The organism is Streptomyces sp. NPDC024687, assembly GCF_055559055.1.
Window position 1 is genome coordinate 41060 of sequence record NZ_JBVHLJ010000003.1, and the last position, 23070, is coordinate 64129.

The following is a 23070-nucleotide window of genomic DNA, read 5'->3' on the forward strand; positions in this document are numbered from 1 at the left end:
GCGTCCGGCATACGGAGGGAACGCCCCGGGGCCGTGTCACGACGTGACACGGCCCCGGGGAGAAGTATGGGGAGAACGGGGGAGAGCTCAGTTCGTGCGGATGACGATGGACGAGCAGATTTTGTCGGCGAAGGTCTGACGCTTGGCGTCCCAGGCCGGCCACAGCCAGCCGAGGTAGCACGCGAGGCTGTCCACGAAGTGCGCGAGGCGGCGGACGAAGGCCATGCCGACACCGAGGGGCTGGCCGTCGCTCTCCCGCACCAGACGGATGCCGAGCGCCTTCTTGCCGAGCGTCTGGCCGGTACGGCCCTCCATGATCAGCATCCAGATGGCGAGGCCGATGACGATGAGGTAACCGATGATCGCCAGGGCCGGGATCTTGTTGGCCGCGCCGACCCCGGCGAGGATGTACGGAACCGCGAAGACCAGCATGTCGACGAGGGTGCCCAGGAAGCGCTGGCCCCAGTTGGCGTACGGGGGCTGCGCGCCGTACCCCGGCTGCTGCGGGTAGCCGTAGGCGGAGGCGGGGACCTGCGGTGCCTGCGGGTAGCCGTAGCCGGGCTGCTGCGGATAGCCCTGCTGCTGCGGGTATCCCTGCTGCGGCGGCACACCCTGGGGGGCCTGCTGCGGGTAGCCGTAGCCCGGCTGCTGCGGGGGCTGCTGCTGGGGGTAGCCGTAACCGGGCTGCTGCGGCGGCTGCTGCTGGGGGTTCTGCGGGTCCTGCGGCTTTTCATAAGGGTTGCTGGGCGAGCCGAAACTCATGGTGATCCTCCGTTGGCCTGCTGGGGACGATGCGGACTGCGCGGAGGAACGTCACGGTCTGAGCGGTTTGCCCCCCGAACATCAACCGCGATACTGCGCCAGACATCGTTCTAGGCAGGTGTGTTGTTGTCCACCCTCATTCGATATGTGTTGTGCAAGTGCAACCTCGTCGATCTTGGGAGGGGCCGTGGCGGAACCCGGATTGGAACCGGGGCCGGGTCATCCGGGAGGATGGGGTCATGACCGCCCAGATTCTCGATGGCAAGGCCACCGCAGCCGCGATCAAGTCCGATCTGACCGCCCGCGTGGCGGCGCTGAAGGAGAAGGGCGTCACGCCCGGCCTCGGCACGATCCTCGTCGGGAGCGACCCCGGCAGCCAGAAGTACGTCGCGGGCAAGCACCGCGACTGCGCGCAGGTCGGTATCGCCTCCATCCAGCGTGAACTGCCCGAGACGGCCACGCAGGAGGAGATCGAGGCAGTCGTCCGCGAGCTCAACGACGACCCGGCGTGCACCGGTTACATCGTCCAGCTGCCGCTGCCCAAGGGCATCGACGAGAACCGCATCCTGGAGCTCATGGACCCGGACAAGGACGCGGACGGGCTGCACCCGATGAACCTCGGCCGCCTCGTCCTCAACGAGCCGGCGCCGCTGCCCTGCACCCCGAACGGCGTGCTGACGTTGCTGCGTCAGTACGGCGTCGAGATCAAGGGTGCGGAGGTGGTGGTCGTCGGCCGTGGCGTGACGATCGGCCGCTCGATGCCGCTGCTGCTCACCCGGCGCAGCGAGAACGCCACGGTGACCCAGTGCCACACCGGCACCCGTGACCTGTCCTCGCACCTCAAGCGCGCGGACATCATCGTCGCCGCCGCCGGTTCCGCCCACCTGATCCGTCCCGAGGACGTGAAGCCGGGCGTCGCCGTCCTCGACGTCGGTGTCTCCCGCAACGCCGAGGGCAGGATCGTCGGCGACGTCCACCCCGGCGTCGCCGAGGTCGCCGGCTTCATCTCCCCGAACCCCGGCGGAGTCGGCCCGATGACCCGCGCCCAGCTGCTCGTCAACGTGGTCGAGGCGGCGGAGCGCAGTGTCGCCTGAGGCACCCGGCCCCGAGAAGCGGGGAGCGACGACGGGGGCGACCGCGGCGCGAGGCTCTCAGGAGGTGGGCGTGGGATCGGCCGCGTCGGGCGAGTCGCGCGGGGCGGACGCCGGGAAGGCCGCGTCGGGAGAGATCCGTAGGTCGGTCGCTTCCTCGGGCGGGGCCGGCGCTGCTCGAAAGTCCGACGGTGTCGACGTCGCGTCGGACACGGTGCCGGATTCCGAAGCGCAGGACGAGATCGTCGTACGGGATCCGATCAGTGCGCCCGACGCCGACGGGCGGCCGCGGCGGGTGACGCGGCGGTTTCCGCTGTTCACCAGGGACACCGCGACGCCCGAGGGCGGTGGCCGCGCCGCGCCACGGGACGCTCCGGCGCCCGCCCGGCAGTGGCCGGTGCTCGCCGTGCTGGCCGTGGTGGGGCTCGGGCTGCTGCTGACCGCCCTCGACCGGTTCCGCTTGGGCACCCTGCTCGTCGGTGTCGCCCTGCTGGCCGGCGCCGTGCTGCGCTGGCTGCTGCCGGACGTCGGCATGCTCGCCGTCCGCTCCCGCTTCACCGACATCGCCACCTACGGCGTGCTCGGCGCGGCGATCGTCCTGCTGGCCATGATGGTGCAGCCGAACCCGTGGCTGGAGATCCCCTTCCTCAAGGACACCCTGCACTTCACGGTCAGCAGCAGCTGATCCGGCGCGGACACGGGACGGCGGTCCGCCCCCACCCCCGATGAGGGACGGGCCGTCGTCACGGTCAAGACTCCCGCGCCCCGAACACCCTGTTCAAGCGCTGTCGGTTCGCTGTGGCACAGCGGTGACGGTTCCGGCACGGTGCGCGTGACATGCCACAGCCGCCCCCCGGCAAGGAACCGATCAGCCCCCTGACGTCGTCAATTGCCTGGAAGCAGGTGAGAACGCCGCGGAGGTGGGCGATGAGTGGCTGGCAGGCGCTGCCCGACGATCTGCCGCCGGAGGTGCGGCACTTCGTGGAGCAGCTCAGGCAGCTCAAGGACGGCACGGGGCTCAGCCTCGTCGCGCTCGGCGCCCGCACCGCGTACAGCAAGTCCTCCTGGCACCGCTATCTCAACGCCACCCAGCCCCCGCCCCGCCAGGCCGTCGCCGCCCTGTGCCGGATCGCGGGCCTCGACACCACCGACGCCGAGCGCTTCGGTGTGCGCTGGGAACTCGCGGTCCAGGTCTGGCCCCGCCCGGCGGCGACGCCCGCGCGGACCGCCGAGGGGGAGCAGGGCGCGACGGGGGAGCGGTACGAGGACGATCCCACGTTGCCGTGGTGGGACGAGCCGCCGGGCGAGCGCGCGAGCAGCATGAACCGCCTGCTGCTGGCCGCCGCGCTGCTGCTCGTCCTCGTCCTGCTGCTCGGGGTGGCCGGTGCCGTTGCTTCTGGGTGATCCGGAGACCTCCGTGGCGGCCGTTATTTCCGGTGTGTTCCACCTGTGACGATGTATTGACAAGTTTGCGCATTTGATATGGAGCTGTTCGACAGCACGGCTAACGTGTCGAACTTGCGGATGCTCCCGTGCGCCCCCACCCGAGGAGCTGAGATCCTTGGGGCGGGGGAAGAGCGGGGAACAACCAGCACCGACCGGGGGGAAGAGGGGGAGCAATGCCTCGTTGGAGGGCCTTGCCGGATGAACTGGATCCGCAGGTCAGGGAGTTCGCGAGCCAGCTGCGGCGGCTCGTGGACCGCAGCGGCCTGAGTATCGCGGCCGTCGCCGACCGCACGGGTTACAGCAAGACGTCCTGGGACCGATATCTCAACGGCCGGCTGCTCGCGCCGAAGGGCGCGATCGTCGCCCTGGCCGAGGTCACCGGCACCAATCCCGTTCACCTGACCACGATGTGGGAGCTGGCCGAACGCGCCTGGAGCCGTTCGGAGATGCGCCACGACATGACCATGGAGGCCATCCGGATCTCCCAGGCGCGGGCCGCGCTCGGCGAGTTCGGGGCACCGCCCGCGAACGCCAAGAGCGCCAAGGGTGCCAAGACGGCCCGTAGGAGCGGCAGCGCGACGGCGACGCCGGGGGTCGCGGGACCGGCCGGGGTCGCTCCCACGGTGCCGCCCCAGCCGATGTCCTCGCAGAACGACAGCGCCGAGGCGCGGCGCGCCGGGTCCTCGGGGAGCAACTCCTGGGGCATGGCCGGCTACCAGGGGCCGTCGCAGGCGACGGGGCGTACGGCCCCGGTCGCACCGGCCTCCCCGGAGGGTCCGGGACGGACACCTGGGGCTGTGGGAACTGCGGGGACTGCGGGGACACCGGGGCCGTACGACGAGCCGCAGGACGCGCGTCCCGGGGGCCGGCCCGCCGGCGGCTCCGGAGTCCCCGGTGGCGCCGGTGGTTCCGGCGGGGGCAAGCGGCGGCTGACGATGTTCCTCGCAGGGGTCGTGGGGGTGCTGGTCGTGGTCGCCGCCGTGTTCTTCCTGACCGACCCGGGCGGGGACAAGAAGAACCAGGGCGGGAAGTCGCCGTCGCCGTCCGCCAGCGCGAGCGTCTCGCTGCCCGCCGGGGTGAAGTGCAGTGGGCAGGGGTGCACCGGGAAGGACGCCGAGGCCATGGGGTGCAGCGGGGACCTGGTGACCACCGCCCAGACCGCGACGGTGGGGGCCACCGTGGTCGAAGTGCGCTACAGCAAGATCTGCGGGGCCGCCTGGGGGCGGGTCACCCAGGCCGGGCAGGGCGACAAGGTCGAGGTGAGCGCGGGCAAGGTGACCGAGCGGAGCGGGAGCATCACGGAGGCCGGGGACACGATCGCCTACACGCCGATGGTCGCCGTGAAGGACGCGGGCGAGGCGAAGGCGTGTGTGACGCTGGCTTCCGGACAGCAGGGATGCACCGGCTGAGAGGGCGCCCGGGGACCCACCCCGCGCCCCCGGGAACCCACCCCGCGCCCACGGAGTCGGTAAAACCTCGCCGAGTGCGCATGGGCTCCGGAATCGGGGGCACGTGAGAACTACCCCCACGGGAGTCCGGAAACGGTACCCCCCATACGGCGGCCGCCTCCGTCCCTCTCTCCCGGACGGGCGGCCGCCGCTTCTGTTCGGGGCAGCGGTTTGTGGGGTGGGCCACACGGGGCCGGACGTCCGGCATCCCGGATGCGCGATAGCCTGACCGCTGGAGATCTCTTGACGCCGAGAGATCGATCAAACGTCCGGGGCAGGGACGCCCCACCGCCAGCTGTCATACGGAGAACGCCATGACCCGCACTCCCGTGAACGTCACCGTCACCGGCGCGGCCGGCCAGATCGGTTACGCCCTGCTCTTCCGCATCGCCTCCGGCCAGCTGCTCGGCGCGGACGTGCCGGTCAAGCTCCGCCTCCTGGAGATCACCCCGGCGCTCAAGGCCGCCGAGGGCACCGCGATGGAGCTCGACGACTGCGCCTTCCCGCTGCTCCAGGGCATCGACATCACGGACGACCCGAACGTCGCCTTCGACGGCACCAACGTCGGTCTGCTCGTCGGCGCCCGCCCCCGCACCAAGGGCATGGAGCGCGGTGACCTCCTGGAGGCCAACGGCGGCATCTTCAAGCCGCAGGGCAAGGCCATCAACGACCACGCCGCGGACGACGTGAAGATCCTGGTCGTCGGCAACCCGGCCAACACCAACGCGCTGATCGCCCAGGCCGCCGCCCCGGACGTACCGGCCGAGCGCTTCACCGCGATGACCCGCCTGGACCACAACCGCGCGCTGACCCAGCTCGCGAAGAAGACGGGCACCACGGTCGCCGACATCAAGCGTCTGACCATCTGGGGCAACCACTCCGCGACCCAGTACCCGGACATCTTCCACGCCACGGTCGCCGGCAAGAACGCCGCCGAGACCGTGAACGACGAGAAGTGGCTGGCCGAGGACTTCATCCCGACCGTCGCCAAGCGCGGCGCCGCGATCATCGAGGCCCGTGGCGCGTCCTCCGCCGCGTCGGCCGCCAACGCCGCCATCGACCACGTGTACACCTGGGTCAACGGCACCGCGGACGGCGACTGGACCTCCATGGGTATCCCGTCGGACGGCTCCTACGGCGTCCCGCAGGGCCTGATCTCCTCCTTCCCGGTCACCACCAAGGACGGGCAGTACGAGATCGTCCAGGGCCTGGACATCAACGAGTTCTCCCGCGCCCGCATCGACGCGTCGGTGAAGGAGCTGGAGGAGGAGCGCGAGGCGGTCCGCGCGCTCGGCCTCATCTGAGTTCGCTCGGCGTTCCTCGGCGGCCGGGTCTTCTCGACGACTCTGTCACGAGCCTGCACGGGCCCTGTTCCGGTTCCCTCCGGAACGGGGCCCGTGGCCGTTTTTCGCCCTACGGTCGAACCCTTACCCGGTGGGGTGATGCGGGGGGTTCGCGATGAACGGCTGGAACGGCTACAGCTCCGGTTCCGGAGCGGGACACGAGCCGAGCGAGGAGAGCGGCCGGTCGGCCTGGCACTCGGCGGAGACGGGGTCGGCCGTTCCGCCGTGGGCCTCCGCCGAGACGCAGACCTCGCTTGCGCCGCCCTGGTCGGCGGCCGGGACACAGGCATCGCCGGTGCCGCCCTGGACCCCGGTGGCACCGGCTCCCGCGGGTCCCGCGCACGCGCCCCATCGGGTCCGGCGGGTGCTCGCCGCCCTCACGGTGGCCGTCCTGGTCGGGGTCGCGGTCGGCGCCGGTGTCTGGCTGTTCCTGCGGGACACCTCCCTCGGCTCCGGCACCCGCCCGGGCGCCGGCCCCGCGCCGAGCGTCAGGGCCCCCTCTTCCCCGTCCCCCTCGCCGTCCGCGTCCGCGTCGCCGTCCGCCTCCACGGCCCCGGGATACCGCCGTCTCCAGGACCCCGTCGGCTACACCGTCGACGTACCCCGGGGTTGGACCCGCACCGAGAAGCAGGGCCGCTCCGCTCCTGTCGTCGTCTACGACGCCCCCGCCGACGGCCGCCGCCTCCAGCTCTTCCGGATCGCGGAGGACACCCCGGCCCAGTCCCTCGACCTGGCCGAGAACGACCCCAGCTACGGCTTCGTCCGCCGGCCCGGCTACCAGGTCCTCGACCGCGCATCCGGCACCACCTGGGCCGAACTCGTCTACCGCTACGACGACACCGACCTCGGCGCCCGCCAGGTCGTCGACCACCGCTTCCAGGCCGCCGACGGGACGCTGTACGCGATCCGCGCGACCGGCCCCGCCGCCCTCACACCCACCCTGGTGCGCGAGCCGCTCACCAGGGCACTGGCCTCCTTCTGCCCGGCGGACACGGAGTGCGGCTGAGCGGCCCTGGCAGGATCCGTCCCGCTCACCGCAGCAGACAGGGCGGGCGGTGCCGGGTGCGGCGTGACCGAACCCTCGGATCCGCCGAGCCGCACCTGCCGGCCCACCGCGCCCCCGCGCGCCGATCCCGCTCCCGGCCCGGCGTCACCCCGGACGCACAACTCGCCCGCACCGCACGGCTCGTGGCCCGGCACCGCGCGTACGTACGGAGCGCGGGACCTGGCCCAGCCAGGACGCGGACCTGCTCTCCGGGACGCACCTCGGGGCCGACGAGGCCGGGGCCCTCGACGCGCGCGCGGAGCATCAGCAGGCCGACGACCGGGTTCAGGAGGGAGGGCACGGCGGCTCCTCGGGGTCAACTGGTGCGCGGGCTGGGGTGGTTGGACCGCCGGTTCAGTGGCGGGCCGAACGCGACAGTACTCGTTCCCGACCGGACGCGATAGTGCGTGATTCTCCGGGTCGGCCGCGGTGTCCGACGGCCAGACCGCCGTGGCCGCCAGGACCAGCACGGCGACCATGCGCAGGGCCGGGCCCATGCCGTGCGCAAGGTCGGAGTGGGAAGCCGGCACCGTGCCGGTGACGGCGACGCCGAGGGCCGCTCCGATCTCGCGGGCCGAGGTGCCGAGATCCGAGGCGAGACCCGCCCGGTGCGGCGGGAGCGCGGTGGCGACGCCCAGGGTGAGCGCGGGTATGGACAGTCCGGTCCCGGCCGAGATGACCAGCAGCCAGCAGGCGTACAGCGGATAGGGCGTGCCGGCGTCCACGGTGGACACACCGAGCAGGCCGAGGCCGATCAGCGCGAGACCGCTGGTGATGACGGGCAGCGGGTGCCCGGCCCAGCGGGACGCCAGCCTCGGCAGTACGGCCATGCCGGCGACGACCGGCAGGATCGCCACGCCGGTGAGAGCGGGGCCGTAGCCCTTCACGCCTTGCAGGTGATCCGGGACACCGATCTGGTCGGCCCGACCAACTCCTGGGCGCTGCCGCTCGCGGCCGCCCTCGGCCTGGTCACCTTCGAGGTGCCGCTGCGACTGCCGCCGCTGAAACTGGGGCTGGCCTGGCATCCGCGGCACGACGCCGACCCGGCGCACGCGTGGCTGCGGCGGACGGTGCGGGAACTGCTCGCGCAGTGGTCGGGCGGTCAGCTCACCGGGCCGGACAGCCGCTTCTCGAACCAGTGGTCGCCGTAGACGTGCTCGGCGTAGGGGGGGATCTCCGTGTAGCCGCACGACCGGTACATCGCCTGCGCCTCGGTGAGCGACGCGTGGGTGTCGAGCCGCAGGACGGTGAGGCCGCGGGCGGTGGCCTCCCTCTCCAGGGCGGTGAGGATCCGTCGGGCCAGGCCCAGGCGGCGAGCGTCCGGGTGCACCCACACATGGCGGAGCTCGCCGATGCGCGGTTCCAGCCGTCGCAGTGCACCGCAGCCCACGGGGCGGCCCTCCTCGTACGCCACGAAGAACGCACCCGCGGCCCCGGAGACCTCCTCGGGGCCGACCAGGTCGGACGGGTCGAAGCCCTCCGGGAAGCGGGCGTCGATGTCCGCGGCGTAGGCGTCCAGACAGGCGCGGGCGTCGGGGGCGGCGCCGTCGACCGGGGCCACGGTGATCGCGGCCAGCCGCAGCAGCCGCTGGGCGGTGCTCATCGCCTCGGTGAGCCGGTCGCGCTGGGCCCGGGTGAGCCCGTCGAGCAGTCCGGCGGCGAGGGCGTCGGCCCGGCGGTTCTGCTCCTTGAGCTCGGTCCGTCCGGCGCGGGTCAGCTCGATCATGCGCAGTCGGCTGTCGTGCGGGTGGACGCTGATCCGGACCAGCCCCTGCGCCTGGAGGGTCTTCGCCATCCGGCTCAGATATCCGGCGTCGAGGCCGAGCCGGGTCCTGAGCTCGCGCAGCGAGACGCCCTCGCCGATCTCGAACAGCAGCCGCGCCTCGCCGAGCGGGCGGTCCCGGCCGAGGTAGTGGTCGTCCAGGGCGCCGATACGGCGGGTGAAGTAGCGGTTGAACCGGCGGAACTCCGCCACGTGCCGTGTCGAGACCGGGTCCATAACCTTTGACTTTAGTCAAAGGGTCATAGTGGCGTCCACTGTCCTGGCATTCCGGTTTCCCGGCCCCACCCGCACCCCTATGCTGATGGTTTGTCAACAAGTGACGTGAGAAACGGCTTTGCACGCATCGGGGGAGTCGCGTGACCACTACATCTGTGCCTCGGCAACCGCAGTCGGCCCCGCCGGGCCCCGCCACCCCGCCGCACGCCAGTGAGGCGACCCGGCTGCTGTGCGCGGGCACCTACCTGGATTCCGGATACCGGGACCAGGTCATCGAGCAGCTCCACCTCAACGAACAGCGGATCGTGGCGCCCTCGCTCGGCCTCGACGCGGCCCGGGTGCTCGCGCACGCGCTGCGGGCCCGGCGCCAGGAGCTCTTGTGGGCCGGGCTGATCCTGGGCCTGTGGGTGGTCGGGGTGCCGCTGACCGGCGGGCTGCTGTTCGGGTTCCTCGTCCCCAGCCTGCTCCTCGCGGCAGCCTCGTGGGTGCGGGGCAAGGGCGCGAACCCGCCGCTGTACCGGTGGCTGACGGCCTTCGTCATGCGCTGGTGGGGGCGCCTGTTCTTCGCGACCTTCCTGATCGTGGCCCTCGTCGTCGCGTTCGGCGGAGGCGAGGACGACTCGTCGTCCTACGGCGGCTCGGGATCCTTCGGCGACTCGTACGGCTACGGCGACTCCTACGGCTCCTACGGCGACTCGTCCGACCTGTCCGACCTGCTGTTCCCCGACGTCGACGGGGTCAGCGGGCTGATCGGTCCGCTGCAGGCCTGGCTGTTGATCGTCGTCTTCGCGCTGATCGCGGTGTGCGTGGCCGCGCAGCGCGGCCAGTTCGCCAGGGCGCTCGGCGCCGAGCTGTCCCCGCAGCGCTTCCCGGACGCGGCCGGCGACCCCGCCGAGCGCGCCGAGGGCCAGCGGTTCCAGCGGCTGAAGCAGCGCATCCGGATCGAACAGCACGCGCCGCTGGTCATGTACCACGAGAAGCGTCCCTTCTGCGGCGCCGGGTTCGCCTACGAGACCTGGGTGCTCGCCGTCGAACTGCGGCCCGACGAGACGAAGAAGGAACAGCTGCCGCTGAACAACCGCGCGATCCTGGAGAAGATCCGCCCGCTGATCGAACAGCTGCGGCTGCCCTCCGAGTTCGCCGGGCACACGGTCCGCGACCGGCTGCGCTGGCTGGAGATCGACGAGTGCGTGTTCCTGCCCGCCGAGGGGCTGCGCCGGCGCGAGGAGGCGCCGTACTACCCGCAGGCCTTCGAGGACCACCGGGCACGCGCGGTCGAGGAGGGCGCCGAGAAACGGCGGCACTTCCTGCGGATCCGGGTCGGCGGCTGGGAGGAGGAACTGGTCGTCACGGTCTTCGTGCGCGTCCACACCCAGGGCCGGATGCTCATGCTGGAGATCGCCCCGCATGTGCTGCTGCCGGTGCGCGAGGACTTCAAGGACGCCGACCGCACGGCCCACACCTACCGGCACAACAACGCCCTCGGCAAGGCGGCCTGGGCGGTGGCCCGGGTGCCCGGCTCCGCGGCCCGCTCCCTGGTCACCCTCGGCCGGGGCGTGGCCTACGCCTGGAAGCTGCTGACCGGCGGCTACGCGGGCGCGCTGCCCGACGGCCCGGCGCTGTCGGTGCGCGAACTGGGCTCGATGGACGCGGGGTCCCGGTTCCAGGAGATGGACGCCTACCGCTACCTCAGGAGCGTGCAGGACCGGGTCGCGCACGGTGTGCTGACCGCGCTGGCCGAATCCGGTTACCAGACCGGCGAGTTCGTCCAGAAGATCGTGAACATCAACAACGGCGTGCACGTCGAGGGCGGAGTACACGGCAGCACCTTCGCGGCGGGCACACACGCCACCGCGTTCTCCACCACCGGCGGCGCGGGGACGGCAGCACAGAAGGGAAGCAGCGGCAATGGCAACGGATGAGCCGGGCGTCAGCATCAACGGCGGCGTCCACGGCAGTACCTTCGCGATCGGCAGCCACGCGCACGCCGAGAGCCACCACGGTACGGCGCCCCAGCGGGACGAGACCGCCGAGGCGCTCCTGACCGCCGTACGGGAACTGCGCGAGGACCTCACGCGCCTCAGGACCACCGACGAGACGGCCGCGCTGGACACCGCGCTGGCCGAGACGGAGGAGGAGATCGTCACGACCGGGCAGGCCGGACCGACCCGCCGGGAGCGCCTGCGGGCGCTGCTGGACGACTCGCAGGCGCTGGTCGGCCTGGTCGCGTCGGCGGGTGCGGTGGCCGGGCTGCTGGGGTTGTGAGCGCAGGCGTACGGTGCCCTCTGTGCGGGGCACGGTGAGCCGGCCCGCACGGCACGGGCGTGAACGGGGGACGCGGTGAGTGGGAAGGGGACGCCATGAGCGGGGGCGTGCGGTACTGGAACGAGGAGACGCAGCGGTGGGAGGACGGCGACGGGAGCGGGGCCGCGACCGGCCCGGTCACTCCGCCGCCGGTCCGGCCGGACGCGGTGCCGTCGGCCGGCGGCACCGCCCCGCCTTCCGCCGCGCCGGCCGCGCCCGTGTGGCCGCCGGCCGCCGGGGCGGAGACGGTCCCTGACACGGCCGCGTCGTCAGGTTCCGCGGGATCTCCGGCGTCCACCGTCCCCTCCCCGCCCCAGGGCTGGCCCGCCGGCGGCGACGGCAGCACCTGGCACGGGCCCGGCGCTCCCACCACCCCCGGCGGCGGCTGGTCCTCCGTCGAGCAGATCGGTGGCGGGTCCGGCCCGTCGCCCGAGTGGTCGGGGTCCGCCTGGTCGACCGCCGGTCAGCCGGCTGTCCCCGAGCCGCCCGCCGCGAACCGGGGGACGAACCGCAGGCTCCTGTGGTCCGCGCTCGCCGGTGTCGCGGCCGTCGGGGTCGCCGTGACCCTGGTACTGACGCAGGTCGTCGGCGGCGGCGACCAGGACGACAAGGCCGGTGACGCGAGCACCACGCCCACGGGGGTCGTCTCGCAGCAGAGCGATCCCTACGAGTCGCCGACCCCCACGCCGACCGAGGACACGGCGTCCCCGCTCGCCTCGGCGCCCGAACTCCCCGCCGGGTACGAGCTGTACCAGGACGAGGAGAACTTCCGTATCGCACGGCCCACGGGCTGGTCGCGCACCACCGTGGCCTCCCAGTACGGCATCGACGTGGTCAACTACCGCAGCACGGACGGCAAACGCCGGCTGCAGGTGTACCAGGTGGCGGAGGAGTCCCCGGAGGCGTCCTTCAAGCTGTACCTCTCCGCCGACACCCCCAAGCCGGACGGCTTCGAGAAGCTGGACCTGCAGCCCGTCGAGGAGGGCGGGTTCACCGGCGAACGCCTGGAGTACCGGGCCGACACCCTCAGCGGCGAGCCGGACATCGGCCCCTGGCACGTCTACGACGAGCGGTTCGTCGCCCAGGACGGCTTCATCTACGCGATCGCCGTGTACGGCCCGGAGAGCGACGGCGGCCAGGACGAACTCGAACTTCTGACCACCGCGCTCTCCGGATTCTGCGCGCCGTACGCCTGCGACGCGGCGTCGATCGACTGACCCGCGCCGCCCCCACCTGCCGCCGTACCTTTCGCCCTGTTCTGTCCGCATTTTCAGTGAGCCAGCCCACTTTCGGCCAGCGATTGCGCATGCAATCGAGGCGCGGGGGAATGCGACGACGGTCCCCGTGAGTGACACCCATGTGACACAGGGGAACCGAACAGGAACGGAAGGCAACACCGATCATGGCCGGACAGCACGTGCGGCAGGAGCCGCAGACCATCCACGCGGGCGGCGAGTGGCGCGCAGCCGTCTCCGGAGCCACCCGCGAGATCCTCGATCCCGCCGACGCGCGGCCCTTCGCCGTGGTCGCCGAGGGCGACGAGAAGGACACCGACCTGGCGGTCGCCGCCGCCCGCCGGGCCTTCGACTCAGGACAGGGCCCCTGGCCGCTCACCCCCGTCGCCGAACGTGCCGCACTGCTGCGCCGCGTCGCCGATCTTCTCGTACGCGACCGCGAAGAGCTCGGCCTCCTGGAGAGCCGGGACGCGGGCAAGACGGTGGAGGAGGGCCGGGTCGACATCGACTGTGTCGCCGACGCCTTCCGCTACTTCGCCGACCTGGCCGCCGGTGAGGCGTCCGGCCGGGTCGTCGACGCCGGTTCGGCCGACATCCACAGTGTCGTCGTCCACGAACCCGTCGGCGTGTGCGCGCTGATCACTCCCTGGAACTACCCGCTCCTCCAGGCCAGTTGGAAGATAGCCCCGGCGCTCGCGGCCGGCAACACCTTCGTGGTCAAGCCGAGCGAGATCACCCCGATGACGACCATCGCGCTCATCGAGCTGCTCGTCGAGGCCGGTCTGCCCGAAGGCGTGGCCAACATCGTGACCGGCCCCGGCCACACCGTCGGCGCCCGGCTCGCCGAGCACCCCGACGTCGACCTGGTCTCCTTCACCGGCGGCCTGGTCAGCGGCACCAAGGTCGCGCAGGCGGCCGCCGTCTCGGTGAAGAAGGTCGCCCTCGAACTCGGCGGCAAGAACCCCAACGTGGTCTTCGCCGACGCCTGTGCCACCCCCGAGGGCTTCGACACCGCCGTCGACCAGGCCCTCAACGCCGGCTTCATCCACAGCGGCCAGGTCTGTTCCGCGGGCGGCCGCCTCATCGTCGAGGAGTCCGTCCGGGACCGCTTCGTCGCCGAACTCGCCCGCCGCGCCTCGAAGATCCGCCTCGGCCGCGGCACCGAGGACGGCGTCGAGTGCGGGCCGCTGGTCTCCGAGCAGCAGCGCGCCAAGGTCGAGTCCTACGTCGCCTCCGCGCTCGCCGAGGGCGCGGTGCTGCGCTCCGGCGGACAGCGCCCCGAGCCGTCGCCCGAGCGCCCCGCCGACGGCTACTTCTACGAGCCGACCGTCCTGGACCGCTGCCACCGCGAGATGCGGGTCGTGCGGGAGGAGGTCTTCGGACCGGTCCTCACCGTCGAGACCTTCCGCACCGAGGACGAGGCGATCGCCCTCGCCAACGACACCGAGTACGGTCTCGCCGGCGCTGTCTGGACCGCCGACGCCGGACGCGCCCGCCGGGTCGCCGGCCGGCTGCGCCACGGCACCGTCTGGATCAACGACTTCCACCCCTACCTCCCGCAGGCGGAGTGGGGCGGCTTCGGAAAGAGCGGAGTGGGTCGCGAGCTCGGCCCCGCCGGACTCGCCGAGTACCGCGAGAGCAAGCACGTCTACCAGAACCTGGCGCCGAAGCCGGTCCGCTGGTTCGCAGGCTGAGCGCACTCGCCCTCCTCTCCTCTCTCTCAAGACTTCCCTGGAGTACCCCCATGTCCGAGATCAAACAGGAGTACGACTACGTCGTCGTCGGAGGTGGAACGGCAGGCTCCGTCATAGCCGCCCGCCTCACCGAGAACCCCGACGTCACCGTCGCCGTCATCGAGGGCGGCCCCAGTGACGTCGGCCGGGACGACGTCCTGACCCTGCGCCGCTGGATGGGCCTGCTCGGCGGCGAACTCGACTACGACTACCCCACCACCGAGCAGCCGCGCGGCAACTCCCACATCCGGCACAGCCGCGCCCGGGTCCTCGGCGGCTGCTCCTCCCACAACACCCTGATCGCCTTCAAGCCGCTGCCGTCCGACTGGGACGAGTGGGAGGAGGCCGGCGCCAAGGGCTGGGGCGCGGTCCCCATGGAGGCGTACTACGCCCGGCTGAAGAACAACATCGTCCCGGTCGACGAGAAGGACCGGAACGCCATCGCCCGTGACTTCGTCGACGCGGCCCAGAAGGCGCTCCAGGTCCCCCGCGTGGAGGGCTTCAACAAGAAGCCCTTCGACGACGGCGTCGGCTTCTTCGACCTCGCCTACCACCCGGAGAACAACAAGCGCTCCTCGGCGTCGGTGGCGTATCTGCACCCGGTGATGGACGAGCGGCCCAACCTGACGATCCTGCTGGAGACCTGGGCGTACAAGCTGGAACTGGACGGCACGCGTGCCGAAGGCGTGCACGTGCGGGCGAAGGACGGCGAGGAGAGCCTGATCCGGGCCCGCCGCGAGGTCCTGCTGTGCGCGGGCGCCGTCGACTCGCCCCGACTGCTGCTCCACTCCGGCATCGGCCCCCGCGAGGACCTCGAAGCCCTCGGCATACCGGTCGTCCACGACCTGCCGGGCGTCGGTGAGAACCTCCTCGACCACCCCGAGTCGGTGATCGTGTGGGAGACCAACGGCCCGATCCCCGAGAACTCCGCGATGGACTCCGACGCGGGCCTGTTCGTGCGCCGCGACCCCGACCACGCGGGCCCGGACCTGATGTTCCACTTCTACCAGGTCCCCTTCACCGACAACCCCGAACGTCTGGGGTACGAACGCCCGGCGTACGGCGTCTCGATGACTCCGAACATCCCCAAGCCCAAGAGCCGCGGCCGCCTCTACCTCACGAGCGCGGACCCGGAGGTGAAGCCCGCCCTCGACTTCCGGTACTTCACCGACGAGGACGACTACGACGGCCGCACCCTCGTCGACGGCATCAAAATCGCCCGCGAGATCGCGCGCACCGAACCGCTCGCCGGCTGGCTGAAGCGGGAGGTGTGCCCCGGCCCCGACATCACCGGTGACGAGGAGCTGAGCGAGTACGCGCGCAAGGTCGCGCACACCGTGTACCACCCGGCCGGCACCTGCCGCATGGGTGCCGCCGAAGACGAACTGGCCGTCGTGGACCCCGAGTTGAGGATCCGCGGCCTGGACGGCATCCGCATCGCGGACGCGTCCGTGTTCCCGACCATGACCGCCGTGAACCCCATGATCGGGGTGCTCATGGTCGGTGAGAAAGCCGTAGACCTGCTGGGAGGTGGTGCGTGATGAGTACGACCGCGACCATGGAGAAGCCGCCGACGACTGACCAGGCCGTGTTCTCCGTCGACGGACTGTGGAAGGTGTTCGGCCCCAAGGCGGACCGCGTTCCCGAGGACGCCGAGCTGTCCGCCCTCGACCCCGCCGACCTGCGCGCGCAGACGGGCTGCACGGCGGCCGTCCGCAACGTGAGCTTCGACGTCCGCAAGGGCGAGGTCTTCGTCGTCATGGGCCTGTCCGGTTCCGGCAAGTCCACGCTGGTGCGCTGTCTGACCCGGCTGATCGAACCGACCGCCGGCACGATCTGCATCGACGGCGAGGACGTCCGCGCGATGGACAAGTCCCGGCTGCGCGAACTGCGCCGCCACCGCGCCGCGATGGTCTTCCAGCACTTCGGCCTCCTCCCGCACCGCACGGTCCTCGACAACGTGGCGTACGGCCTGGAGATCCAGGGCATGGGCAAGGCCGAGCGCCGGGCCCGGGCCGCCGAGGTCGTCGCCAAGGTGGGCCTGGAGGGCATGGAACAGCGCAAGCCCTCCCAGCTGTCCGGCGGCCAGCAGCAGCGCGTCGGCCTCGCCCGGGCGCTCGCGGTGGACCCGCAGGTCCTCCTCTTCGACGAGCCGTTCAGCGCCCTCGACCCGCTGATCCGGCGGGACATGCAGGAGGAGGTCGTCCGCCTGCACCGCGAGGAGGGCCGCACGATGGTCTTCATCACGCACGACCTCAGCGAGGCGCTGAAACTCGGCGACCGCATCGCCCTGATGCGGGACGGCAAGGTCGTCCAGCTGGGCACCCCGGAGGAGATCGTCGGCTCCCCGGCCGACGGCTACGTCCGCGAGTTCGTCCGGGACGTCCCGCGCGAACAGGTCATGACGGTCCGCCGGGCCATGAAGCCCGGCGACTGCGCGGGCCCGACCCACCCGGGCGCGCTGGCCCCGAACGCCGTGGTCGCCGACGCCATCAAGGTGGTCGCCGAGAGCGGCCGGCCGGCGTGCGTCGTGGAGAACGGACGCTGCCTGGGCGTCGTCGACCACGAGCGTCTCATCGACGTCGTGGCCGGAACGGAGCTCCGCAAGGAGGCCGTCTGATGGCGACCGTCACCGCGTCCACGCCCCGCGCGCTGCCCACCGGTCTGCTCAAGCACCGCGCCGTCCACAAGATCCTGCTCATCGCCCTCGCCGCCGCCGTCCTCGTCCCCCTCGCCAACGCCCGCTGGGCCAGCGGCAGTTGGCCGGCCGCCCTCACCGTCGACCTCACCAAGCCGCTCGGCAGCACCAGCGACTGGATCATCGACAACCGCGACAGCCACCCGCTGTTCCTCTACTTCTTCGGCTACATCAGCAACGCGGTCGTGATCTCCGTACGCGCCGTGTACCTCGTCCTGCTCGGCGCGGGCTGGGCCGGCGTCACCGCGCTCGGCGCCCTCGTGGCCTGGCGGGTCGCCGGCGTCCGGCTGGCCCTGGGCACGGCGGCGGCGTTCCTCGCCTGCGGTGTGCTCGGCATGTGGGTCCCCACCATGCAGACCCTCGCCCTGATGGTCGTCGCCGTGCTCGCCTCGGTCGTCGTCGGCGTCCTGCTGGGGCTCGCCGCCGGACTGTCCCCCCGCATGGACAAGATCCTGCGCCCGGTCCTGGACACCATGCAGGTCATGCCCGCCTACGCCTACCTCCTCCCGGTGGTCCTGGTCTTCGGCATGGGCGTGCCCGCCGCCGTCCTCGCCACCGTCGTCTACGCCGCCCCGCCCATGGCCCGCCTCACCGCGCTCGGCCTGCAGGGCGCGGACAAGGAGGTCCTGGAGGCGGTCGAGTCACTCGGCACCACCGCCCGCCAGCGGCTGCTGACCGCCCGTATCCCGCTGGCCCGCAAGGAACTCCTCCTCGGCCTCAACCAGACCATCATGATGGCGCTGTCCATGGCCGTCATCGCCTCCGTGATCGGCGCCGCCGGTCTCGGTGACCGCGTCTATCAGGCGCTGGCCTCGGTCGACGTGGGCGCCGCCCTCGCGGCCGGCATCCCGATCGTGCTGCTGGCCGTCGTCCTCGACCGGGTCACCGGTGCGGCGGGCGCGGCGGACGACACCGAACGACAGGGACGCGCGGGATGGGCGTACGCCCTCGCCGGGACCGTCGTCGTGGCCGTCGCCGGGCGGCTGCTGGGCCGTCTCGACTGGCCCGACGCCTGGACCCTGAACATCGCCGAGCCCGTCAACCGGGCCGTCGACTGGATGACGGACCACCTCTACTCCGGTGTCCCCGTCATCGGCGGCACCGCCGACTGGGCTGGCCACTTCACCACCTGGGTCCTCGACCCGGTCCGTAACGGCCTCCAGGGGCTGCCCTGGTGGTCCGTCCTGCTCATCGTCGCCACCCTGGCGTGGCTGATCGGCACCTGGCGCACCGCGCTCACCGCGGTCCTCGCCATGGCCGCGATCGGTGTCCTCGGCGTGTGGGCACCGGCGCTGGACACCCTCTCGCAGGTCCTCGCGGCCGTCGCCGTCACCCTCGTCCTGGGCTTCGCGACCGCCGTCGCGGCGGCCCGCAGCGACCGCGTCGAACGCCTGCTCCGGCCCGTCCTGGACGTCTTCCAGACCATGCCGCAGTTCGTGTACCTGATCCCGGTCGTCGCGCTGTTCGGCGTGGGCCGCGCGCCCGCCGCCGCGGCGGCCGTCGTCTACGCCCTGCCCGCCGTCGTCCGCATCACCACGCAGGGCCTGCGCCAGGTCGACCCGGCCGCGATGGAGTCCTCGCACTCGCTCGGCGCGACCAGCTGGCAGCAGCTGCGACAGGTCCAGCTCCCGCTCGCCCGGCCCGCGTTGCTGCTCGCCGTCAACCAGGGCGTGGTCCTCGTCCTCGCCGTCGTCGTCATCGGCGGTCTGGTCGGTGGCGGCGCGCTCGGCTACGACACCGTCTTCGGCCTGGCCCAGGGCGACCTGGCGACCGGCCTGGTCGCGGGAGCCGCCATCGTCTGCCTCGGCCTGATGCTCGACCGGGTCACCCAGCCGACCGAACGCCGCACGGGGAAGGGAGCCTGACATGCGACTTCGTACGATCGCCGCGATGAGCTCGCTGGTGCTGCTCACCGGCTGCGGTGCCGCCGACATGACCAAGCAGGCCTCGCCCTTCGCCAACGCCCAGGGCGCCAAGAGCCTGACCCTGTCCGTGCAGTCCTGGGTCGGCGCGCAGGCCAACGTGGCCGTCGCCCAGTACCTGTTGGAGCACAAGCTCGGCTACCGCGTCGACACCGTCCAGGTCGACGAGGTCCCCGCCTGGGACGCGCTCAGCCAGGGCCGGGTCGACGCCATCCTGGAGGACTGGGGCCACCCCGAGCAGGAACAGCGGTACGTCAAGGACAAGAAGACGATCACGCCGGGCGGCGGACTCGGCGTGACCGGGCACATCGGCTGGTACGTCCCGACGTACTTCGCCAAGCAGCACCCGGACGTCACCAACTGGAAGAACCTCAACAAGTACGCCTCGCAGCTGCGCACCGCGGAGAGCGGCGGCAAGGGCCAGCTGATGGACGGCTCCCCGTCCTACGTCACCAACGACAAGGCGCTGGTGAAGAACCTGGACCTGGACTACCAGGTGGTGTTCGCCGGTTCGGAGGCCGCGCAGATCACCCAGATGAAACAGTTCGCCAAGGAGAAGAAGCCCTTCCTCACCTACTGGTACGCCCCCCAGTGGCTGTTCGAGAAGGTCCCGATGACCGAGGTGAAGCTGCCCCCCTACAAGGAGGGCTGCGACGCGGACCCGGCGAAGATCACCTGCGCCTATCCGCACACCCCGCTCCAGAAGTACCTCAACACGGACTTCGCCAAGTCCGGCGGCAGGGCGGCGGCCTTCCTCAAGAAGTTCAAGTGGACGACCGAGGACCAGAACCAGGTCTCCCTGATGATCGCCGACCAGAAGCTGACACCGGAGGACGCGGCGAAGAAGTGGGTGGACAGCCACCCGTCCACGTGGAAGGCGTGGCTGTCCTGAACGCGGCTACTTCTGGAGACTGTCGGCGATCTCCCGCAACTGCCGGGCCGCCCTGCGCTGGAGCCCCGGCCCGAACGTGACGCGAGTGGCCCCGAGTTCACCGAGTTCGGTGGGCGAGGGGCCCTCGCCGTCCAGCCGCCCGAACACGTTGAGCGGCCCCTGGATCCCGGACCGCAGCAACGGCAGTACGTCGACCGGGGCGCCGATCGGATAGACGCAGTCGGCGCCCGCGGCGACATACAGTGCGGCCCGCTCGACGGCCCGCTCGGGATCGCCGTCGCCGTAGGCGAACGTGTCCACGCGGGCGTTGACGAACAGCTGGTCACCGGCCGCGTACCGCACTTCGGCGAGCCAGTCGGCGTGCCGGCGCGGGTCCTTGAGGGTTCCTTTCTCGGAGTCCTCCAGGTTGCAGCCCACGGCCCCCGCCTCCAGCAGCCGCCCCACCAGCTCCCCCGGGGCCAGCCCGTACCCGCCCTCGACGTCCGCCGACACGGGGATGTCCACGGCCCCGCAGACGCGCGCCACCGCGGCGAACATCTCGTCGGCCGGCGTCGACCCGTCCTCGTGGCCGAGCGCGGCCGCGATCCCCGCGCTGGGCGTGGCGAGCGCCGGGAACCCGGCCTCCTCGCACACCCGGGCGCTGACCGCGTCCCAGGGACCGGGCAGGACGAGGGGGTCGCCCGGGAGGCGGCTGCGGTGCAGCGTGCGAAAGACGTCCACCTTGCTCATGGCCGGTACCCCCCGGGCGGGATCCGGCGGGCGACCATCACCCGGTTCCAGTTGTTGATGGCGACGATCAGAGCGATGAGGTGGGCGAGTCGGCCGTCGTCGAAGTGCTTGGCGGCGTCGGCGTACACGCCGTCCGGCACGAAACCGTCCGTCAGGACCGTCACCGCCTCCGTCAGCGCGAGCGCGGCCCGCTCCCGCTCGTCGAAGACGCCCTCCGCCTCCTCCCACGCGGCGAGCAGTTCCAACTGGCGCTCACTCACTCCGAGTTCGCGGGCGATCGCCAGATGCATGTCCAGGCAGAACGCGCAGTGGTTGAGCTGCGAGGCCCGGATGACGACCAGTTCGGCGAGGGCCGGGTCGCCGAGTCCCTGTTTCGCGGTGGCGCTGAGCGCGGACAGGGCCCGGCCGACCTCGCGGTCGAGGACGTCCGTACGGCTCACTGGTGCTGCCCCGCCTCGTAGTGGCCCGGGACCATACGGCACGTCACACCGAACCGGTTCCACGCGTTGATCACCGTGATCGCGGCGATCAGCTGGGCCAGCTCCGCCTCCTCGAAGTGCTTGGCCGCGTGCTCGTACACCTCGTCCGGCACGTAGCCGTCGGTGAGGACGGTGACGGCGTCGGTCAGTTCGAGGGCCGCGATCTCCTTCTCCGTGTAGAAGTGCTTGGACTCCTCCCATGCCCCGAGCTGGATGATCCGCTCGACGCTCTCGCCGGCCGCGAGGGCGTCCTTGGAGTGCATGTCCAGGCAGAACGCGCAGTGGTTGAGCTGCGAGGCACGGATCTTCACCAGCTCGAGCAGCCGGGAGTCGAGGCCGCGCCGGGCGGCCGTGTCGAGGCGGAGCATCGCCTTGTAGACCTCGGGGGCGTGCTGGGCCCAGGACAGGCGGGGCGGGTGTTCGGGGCTGTACCGGACGGTTTCCTCTGTGGTCATGTCTCGACCCTAGGAGCCGGGCAGCCCAAGGGTATGGTCCACTTTCATGGCGAAACCCCGGGCCACTTTCGGCATCGACCTGCATCTGGAACCCACCGGAGGGGGCGTCCGGAGGGGCCTCACCGACGCCCTGCGCGAGGCCGTCCGCACCGGCCGCCTCGCCCCCGGCACCCGACTGCCGTCCTCCCGCGCCCTCGCCGCTGACCTGGGCATCGCCCGCAACACCGTCGCCGACGCCTATGCCGACCTGGTCGCCGAGGGCTGGCTCACCGCCCGCCAGGGCTCGGGCACCCACGTCTCGCAGCGAACGGTGGTCCCGCCCACCGGCCCCGCACCCCGCCCCCGCGAACCCGGGCGCCCCACCCACAACCTCGTCCCCGGCACCCCCGACCTCGCCTCCTTCCCGCGCGCCGAGTGGCTCAAGGCCGCCCGCCGCGCCCTCGCCACCGCCCCCTACCAGGCCCTCGACTACGGAAACCCGCGCGGCCGCATCGAATTGCGCACCGCCCTCGCCGAGTACCTCGCCCGCGCCCGCGGGGTACGCGCCGACCCCGAACACATCCTGGTCTGCGCCGGTATCTCGCACGGGCTGCGCCTCCTAGGCGCAGTGCTGCAGGCCCGGGGCGCCCGCACGGTCGCCGTCGAGTCGTACGGCCTCGACGTGCACTGGAACCTGCTCGCGGCCGCCGGACTGCGGACCGTGCCGCTGCCGTTCGACGAACGCGGCACTGACCCGGGGGAGTTGAGCGACCAGGACGCGGTGCTGCTCACCCCCGCCCACCAGTTCCCGATGGGCGGCACCCTGCACCGCGACCGCCGCTCGGCCGTCGTCGAGTGGGCGCGCCGCACCGGCGGCCTGGTCGTCGAGGACGACTACGACGGCGAGTTCCGCTACGACCGCCAGCCCGTCGGCGCCCTCCAGGGCCTGGACCCCGACCATGTCGTCCACGCGGGCACGGCCAGCAAGTCCCTCGCCCCCGGCCTCCGACTGGGCTGGCTGGTGCTGCCGCCCGGCCTCATGGAGGAGGTGCTGACCGCCAAGGGCGGCATCGACTCCTGCGGCTCCCTCGACCAGCTGACCCTCGCCGAGTTCCTGACCTCCGGCGCCTACGACCGTCATGTGCGCGCCGCCCGACTGCGCTACCGGCGCCGCCGAGACGCCCTCGTCGCCGAACTCGCGCGGCGCGCCCCGAAGGTCCACGCCACCGGGATCGCGGCCGGTCTGCACGTGGTGCTGCGGCTCCCACCGGGCACCGAGCAGGCGGCGCTGCGGGCAGCGGCCTGGCAGGGCCTCGCGGTCCACGGCCTGCACCGCTACCAGCACCCCGAGGCCGGCGTCGAGCGGCGCGACGCGCTCGTCGTGGGCTATGGAACACCGCCGGACCACGCCTGGTCGGGAGCGCTGGAGGCGCTGTGCGCGGTACTGCCCGAATAGCGCCGCCCATTTCAGCTGTTCCTCATTCCGGAATACGGTCGCATGGATATAGTC

At 71.9% G+C, this 23070-nt stretch carries 21 protein-coding genes; 16 read left to right on the forward strand and 5 right to left on the reverse strand.

The window, feature by feature from the left end:
• Positions 1 to 87: 87 nt before the first annotated feature.
• Positions 88 to 762 carry an RDD family protein gene (locus ACZ39I_RS11990; RefSeq protein ID WP_352389136.1) on the reverse strand — a complete coding sequence of 225 codons (675 nt, stop codon included), beginning with the start codon at positions 760 to 762 and terminating at the stop codon, positions 88 to 90.
• 239 nt (positions 763 to 1001) lie between these two features.
• Between ACZ39I_RS11990 and ACZ39I_RS11995 the strand changes: the two genes are divergently transcribed.
• The 7 genes from ACZ39I_RS11995 to ACZ39I_RS12025 all read left to right on the forward strand — a co-directional run bounded on the left by ACZ39I_RS11995 (position 1002) and on the right by ACZ39I_RS12025 (position 8286).
• Positions 1002 to 1856, forward strand: coding sequence for a bifunctional methylenetetrahydrofolate dehydrogenase/methenyltetrahydrofolate cyclohydrolase (locus tag ACZ39I_RS11995; RefSeq protein ID WP_467244408.1), 855 nt, complete (start codon positions 1002 to 1004; stop codon positions 1854 to 1856).
• Between the two features lie 211 nt (positions 1857 to 2067).
• Entirely contained in the window at positions 2068 to 2538 is a 471-nt protein-coding gene (locus tag ACZ39I_RS12000; protein ID WP_467245092.1) for a DUF3017 domain-containing protein, read from the forward strand.
• 242 nt (positions 2539 to 2780) lie between these two features.
• Positions 2781 to 3257: a helix-turn-helix domain-containing protein gene (locus tag ACZ39I_RS12005; RefSeq protein WP_467244409.1), complete on the forward strand. Its 477-nt coding sequence runs from the start codon at positions 2781 to 2783 to the stop codon at positions 3255 to 3257.
• A gap of 215 nt (positions 3258 to 3472) precedes the next feature.
• Complete coding sequence (locus ACZ39I_RS12010) at positions 3473 to 4708, forward strand: helix-turn-helix domain-containing protein (protein ID WP_467244410.1); 1236 nt, start codon at positions 3473 to 3475, stop codon at positions 4706 to 4708.
• A 353-nt stretch (positions 4709 to 5061) separates the two neighbouring features.
• The gene (locus ACZ39I_RS12015; RefSeq protein ID WP_352389132.1) at positions 5062 to 6051 is read left to right on the forward strand and encodes a malate dehydrogenase; all 990 of its coding nucleotides are present in this window, start codon (positions 5062 to 5064) and stop codon (positions 6049 to 6051) included.
• Between the two features lie 154 nt (positions 6052 to 6205).
• Complete coding sequence (locus tag ACZ39I_RS12020) at positions 6206 to 7096, forward strand: hypothetical protein (protein WP_467244411.1); 891 nt, start codon at positions 6206 to 6208, stop codon at positions 7094 to 7096.
• A 935-nt stretch (positions 7097 to 8031) separates the two neighbouring features.
• The gene (locus ACZ39I_RS12025) at positions 8032 to 8286 is read left to right on the forward strand and encodes a hypothetical protein (RefSeq protein WP_467244412.1); all 255 of its coding nucleotides are present in this window, start codon (positions 8032 to 8034) and stop codon (positions 8284 to 8286) included.
• Here ACZ39I_RS12025 and ACZ39I_RS12030 read toward each other — a convergent pair.
• Positions 8238 to 9134 (reverse strand): bifunctional helix-turn-helix transcriptional regulator/GNAT family N-acetyltransferase, encoded by an 897-nt coding sequence (locus ACZ39I_RS12030; protein ID WP_467244413.1) that lies wholly within the window; start codon positions 9132 to 9134, stop codon positions 8238 to 8240. The two genes, ACZ39I_RS12025 and ACZ39I_RS12030, sit on opposite strands and share 49 nt — an antisense overlap.
• A gap of 140 nt (positions 9135 to 9274) precedes the next feature.
• On the opposite strand from ACZ39I_RS12030, the gene ACZ39I_RS12035 reads away from it, so the two are divergent.
• From ACZ39I_RS12035 to ACZ39I_RS12070, 8 genes are all read left to right on the forward strand, one after another.
• The gene (locus tag ACZ39I_RS12035) at positions 9275 to 11056 is read left to right on the forward strand and encodes a hypothetical protein (RefSeq protein WP_467244414.1); all 1782 of its coding nucleotides are present in this window, start codon (positions 9275 to 9277) and stop codon (positions 11054 to 11056) included.
• Positions 11043 to 11399 carry a hypothetical protein gene (locus tag ACZ39I_RS12040; RefSeq protein WP_467244415.1) on the forward strand — a complete coding sequence of 119 codons (357 nt, stop codon included), beginning with the start codon at positions 11043 to 11045 and terminating at the stop codon, positions 11397 to 11399. The genes ACZ39I_RS12035 and ACZ39I_RS12040 overlap by 14 nt, the downstream gene beginning before the upstream one ends.
• Before the next feature lie 95 nt (positions 11400 to 11494).
• On the forward strand, positions 11495 to 12655 hold the full coding sequence (locus tag ACZ39I_RS12045; protein ID WP_467244416.1) for a hypothetical protein: 1161 nt from the start codon (positions 11495 to 11497) through the stop codon (positions 12653 to 12655).
• 185 nt (positions 12656 to 12840) lie between these two features.
• On the forward strand, positions 12841 to 14367 hold the full coding sequence (locus tag ACZ39I_RS12050) for an aldehyde dehydrogenase family protein (RefSeq protein ID WP_467244417.1): 1527 nt from the start codon (positions 12841 to 12843) through the stop codon (positions 14365 to 14367).
• Between the two features lie 50 nt (positions 14368 to 14417).
• A complete protein-coding gene (locus ACZ39I_RS12055) occupies positions 14418 to 15947 on the forward strand; it encodes a GMC family oxidoreductase (RefSeq protein ID WP_467244418.1) in 1530 nt (509 codons plus the stop codon).
• Positions 15947 to 17026, forward strand: a complete 1080-nt coding sequence (locus tag ACZ39I_RS12060; protein ID WP_393600406.1) for a quaternary amine ABC transporter ATP-binding protein — start codon at positions 15947 to 15949, stop codon at positions 17024 to 17026. Before ACZ39I_RS12055 ends, ACZ39I_RS12060 begins: the two co-directional genes overlap by 1 nt.
• Positions 17026 to 18969: an ABC transporter permease gene (locus ACZ39I_RS12065; protein WP_467244419.1), complete on the forward strand. Its 1944-nt coding sequence runs from the start codon at positions 17026 to 17028 to the stop codon at positions 18967 to 18969. The genes ACZ39I_RS12060 and ACZ39I_RS12065 overlap by 1 nt, the downstream gene beginning before the upstream one ends.
• Position 18970: 1 nt before the next feature.
• Positions 18971 to 19918, forward strand: coding sequence for an ABC transporter substrate-binding protein (locus ACZ39I_RS12070; protein ID WP_467244420.1), 948 nt, complete (start codon positions 18971 to 18973; stop codon positions 19916 to 19918).
• 6 nt (positions 19919 to 19924) lie between these two features.
• Here the strand turns inward: ACZ39I_RS12070 and ACZ39I_RS12075 are convergent, their stop codons facing one another.
• From ACZ39I_RS12075 to ACZ39I_RS12085, 3 genes are read right to left on the reverse strand one after another with little or no spacing between them, the layout of a single operon-like run.
• Positions 19925 to 20647 (reverse strand): isocitrate lyase/PEP mutase family protein, encoded by a 723-nt coding sequence (locus tag ACZ39I_RS12075; RefSeq protein ID WP_467244421.1) that lies wholly within the window; start codon positions 20645 to 20647, stop codon positions 19925 to 19927.
• On the reverse strand, positions 20644 to 21087 hold the full coding sequence (locus ACZ39I_RS12080) for a carboxymuconolactone decarboxylase family protein (protein WP_467244422.1): 444 nt from the start codon (positions 21085 to 21087) through the stop codon (positions 20644 to 20646). Before ACZ39I_RS12080 ends, ACZ39I_RS12075 begins: the two co-directional genes overlap by 4 nt.
• Complete coding sequence (locus ACZ39I_RS12085; RefSeq protein ID WP_467244423.1) at positions 21084 to 21581, reverse strand: carboxymuconolactone decarboxylase family protein; 498 nt, start codon at positions 21579 to 21581, stop codon at positions 21084 to 21086. Before ACZ39I_RS12085 ends, ACZ39I_RS12080 begins: the two co-directional genes overlap by 4 nt.
• A 46-nt stretch (positions 21582 to 21627) precedes the next feature.
• On the opposite strand from ACZ39I_RS12085, the gene pdxR reads away from it, so the two are divergent.
• Positions 21628 to 23016 (forward strand): MocR-like pyridoxine biosynthesis transcription factor PdxR, encoded by a 1389-nt coding sequence (gene pdxR / locus ACZ39I_RS12090; protein ID WP_467244424.1) that lies wholly within the window; start codon positions 21628 to 21630, stop codon positions 23014 to 23016.
• Positions 23017 to 23070: the final 54 nt, after the last annotated feature.

Coding starts and splice junctions, on each gene's coding strand:
- ACZ39I_RS11990 (WP_352389136.1), bottom strand. CDS start 762: ATGAGTTTCGGCTCGCCCAGCAACCCTTATGAAAAGCCGCAGGACCCG.
- ACZ39I_RS11995 (WP_467244408.1), top strand. CDS start 1,002: ATGACCGCCCAGATTCTCGATGGCAAGGCCACCGCAGCCGCGATCAAG.
- ACZ39I_RS12005 (WP_467244409.1), top strand. CDS start 2,781: ATGAGTGGCTGGCAGGCGCTGCCCGACGATCTGCCGCCGGAGGTGCGG.
- ACZ39I_RS12010 (WP_467244410.1), top strand. CDS start 3,473: ATGCCTCGTTGGAGGGCCTTGCCGGATGAACTGGATCCGCAGGTCAGG.
- ACZ39I_RS12015 (WP_352389132.1), top strand. CDS start 5,062: ATGACCCGCACTCCCGTGAACGTCACCGTCACCGGCGCGGCCGGCCAG.
- ACZ39I_RS12020 (WP_467244411.1), top strand. CDS start 6,206: ATGAACGGCTGGAACGGCTACAGCTCCGGTTCCGGAGCGGGACACGAG.
- ACZ39I_RS12030 (WP_467244413.1), bottom strand. CDS start 9,134: ATGGACCCGGTCTCGACACGGCACGTGGCGGAGTTCCGCCGGTTCAAC.
- ACZ39I_RS12040 (WP_467244415.1), top strand. CDS start 11,043: ATGGCAACGGATGAGCCGGGCGTCAGCATCAACGGCGGCGTCCACGGC.
- ACZ39I_RS12045 (WP_467244416.1), top strand. CDS start 11,495: ATGAGCGGGGGCGTGCGGTACTGGAACGAGGAGACGCAGCGGTGGGAG.
- ACZ39I_RS12050 (WP_467244417.1), top strand. CDS start 12,841: ATGGCCGGACAGCACGTGCGGCAGGAGCCGCAGACCATCCACGCGGGC.
- ACZ39I_RS12055 (WP_467244418.1), top strand. CDS start 14,418: ATGTCCGAGATCAAACAGGAGTACGACTACGTCGTCGTCGGAGGTGGA.
- ACZ39I_RS12060 (WP_393600406.1), top strand. CDS start 15,947: ATGAGTACGACCGCGACCATGGAGAAGCCGCCGACGACTGACCAGGCC.
- ACZ39I_RS12065 (WP_467244419.1), top strand. CDS start 17,026: ATGGCGACCGTCACCGCGTCCACGCCCCGCGCGCTGCCCACCGGTCTG.
- ACZ39I_RS12070 (WP_467244420.1), top strand. CDS start 18,971: ATGCGACTTCGTACGATCGCCGCGATGAGCTCGCTGGTGCTGCTCACC.
- ACZ39I_RS12075 (WP_467244421.1), bottom strand. CDS start 20,647: ATGAGCAAGGTGGACGTCTTTCGCACGCTGCACCGCAGCCGCCTCCCG.
- ACZ39I_RS12085 (WP_467244423.1), bottom strand. CDS start 21,581: ATGACCACAGAGGAAACCGTCCGGTACAGCCCCGAACACCCGCCCCGC.
- pdxR (WP_467244424.1), top strand. CDS start 21,628: ATGGCGAAACCCCGGGCCACTTTCGGCATCGACCTGCATCTGGAACCC.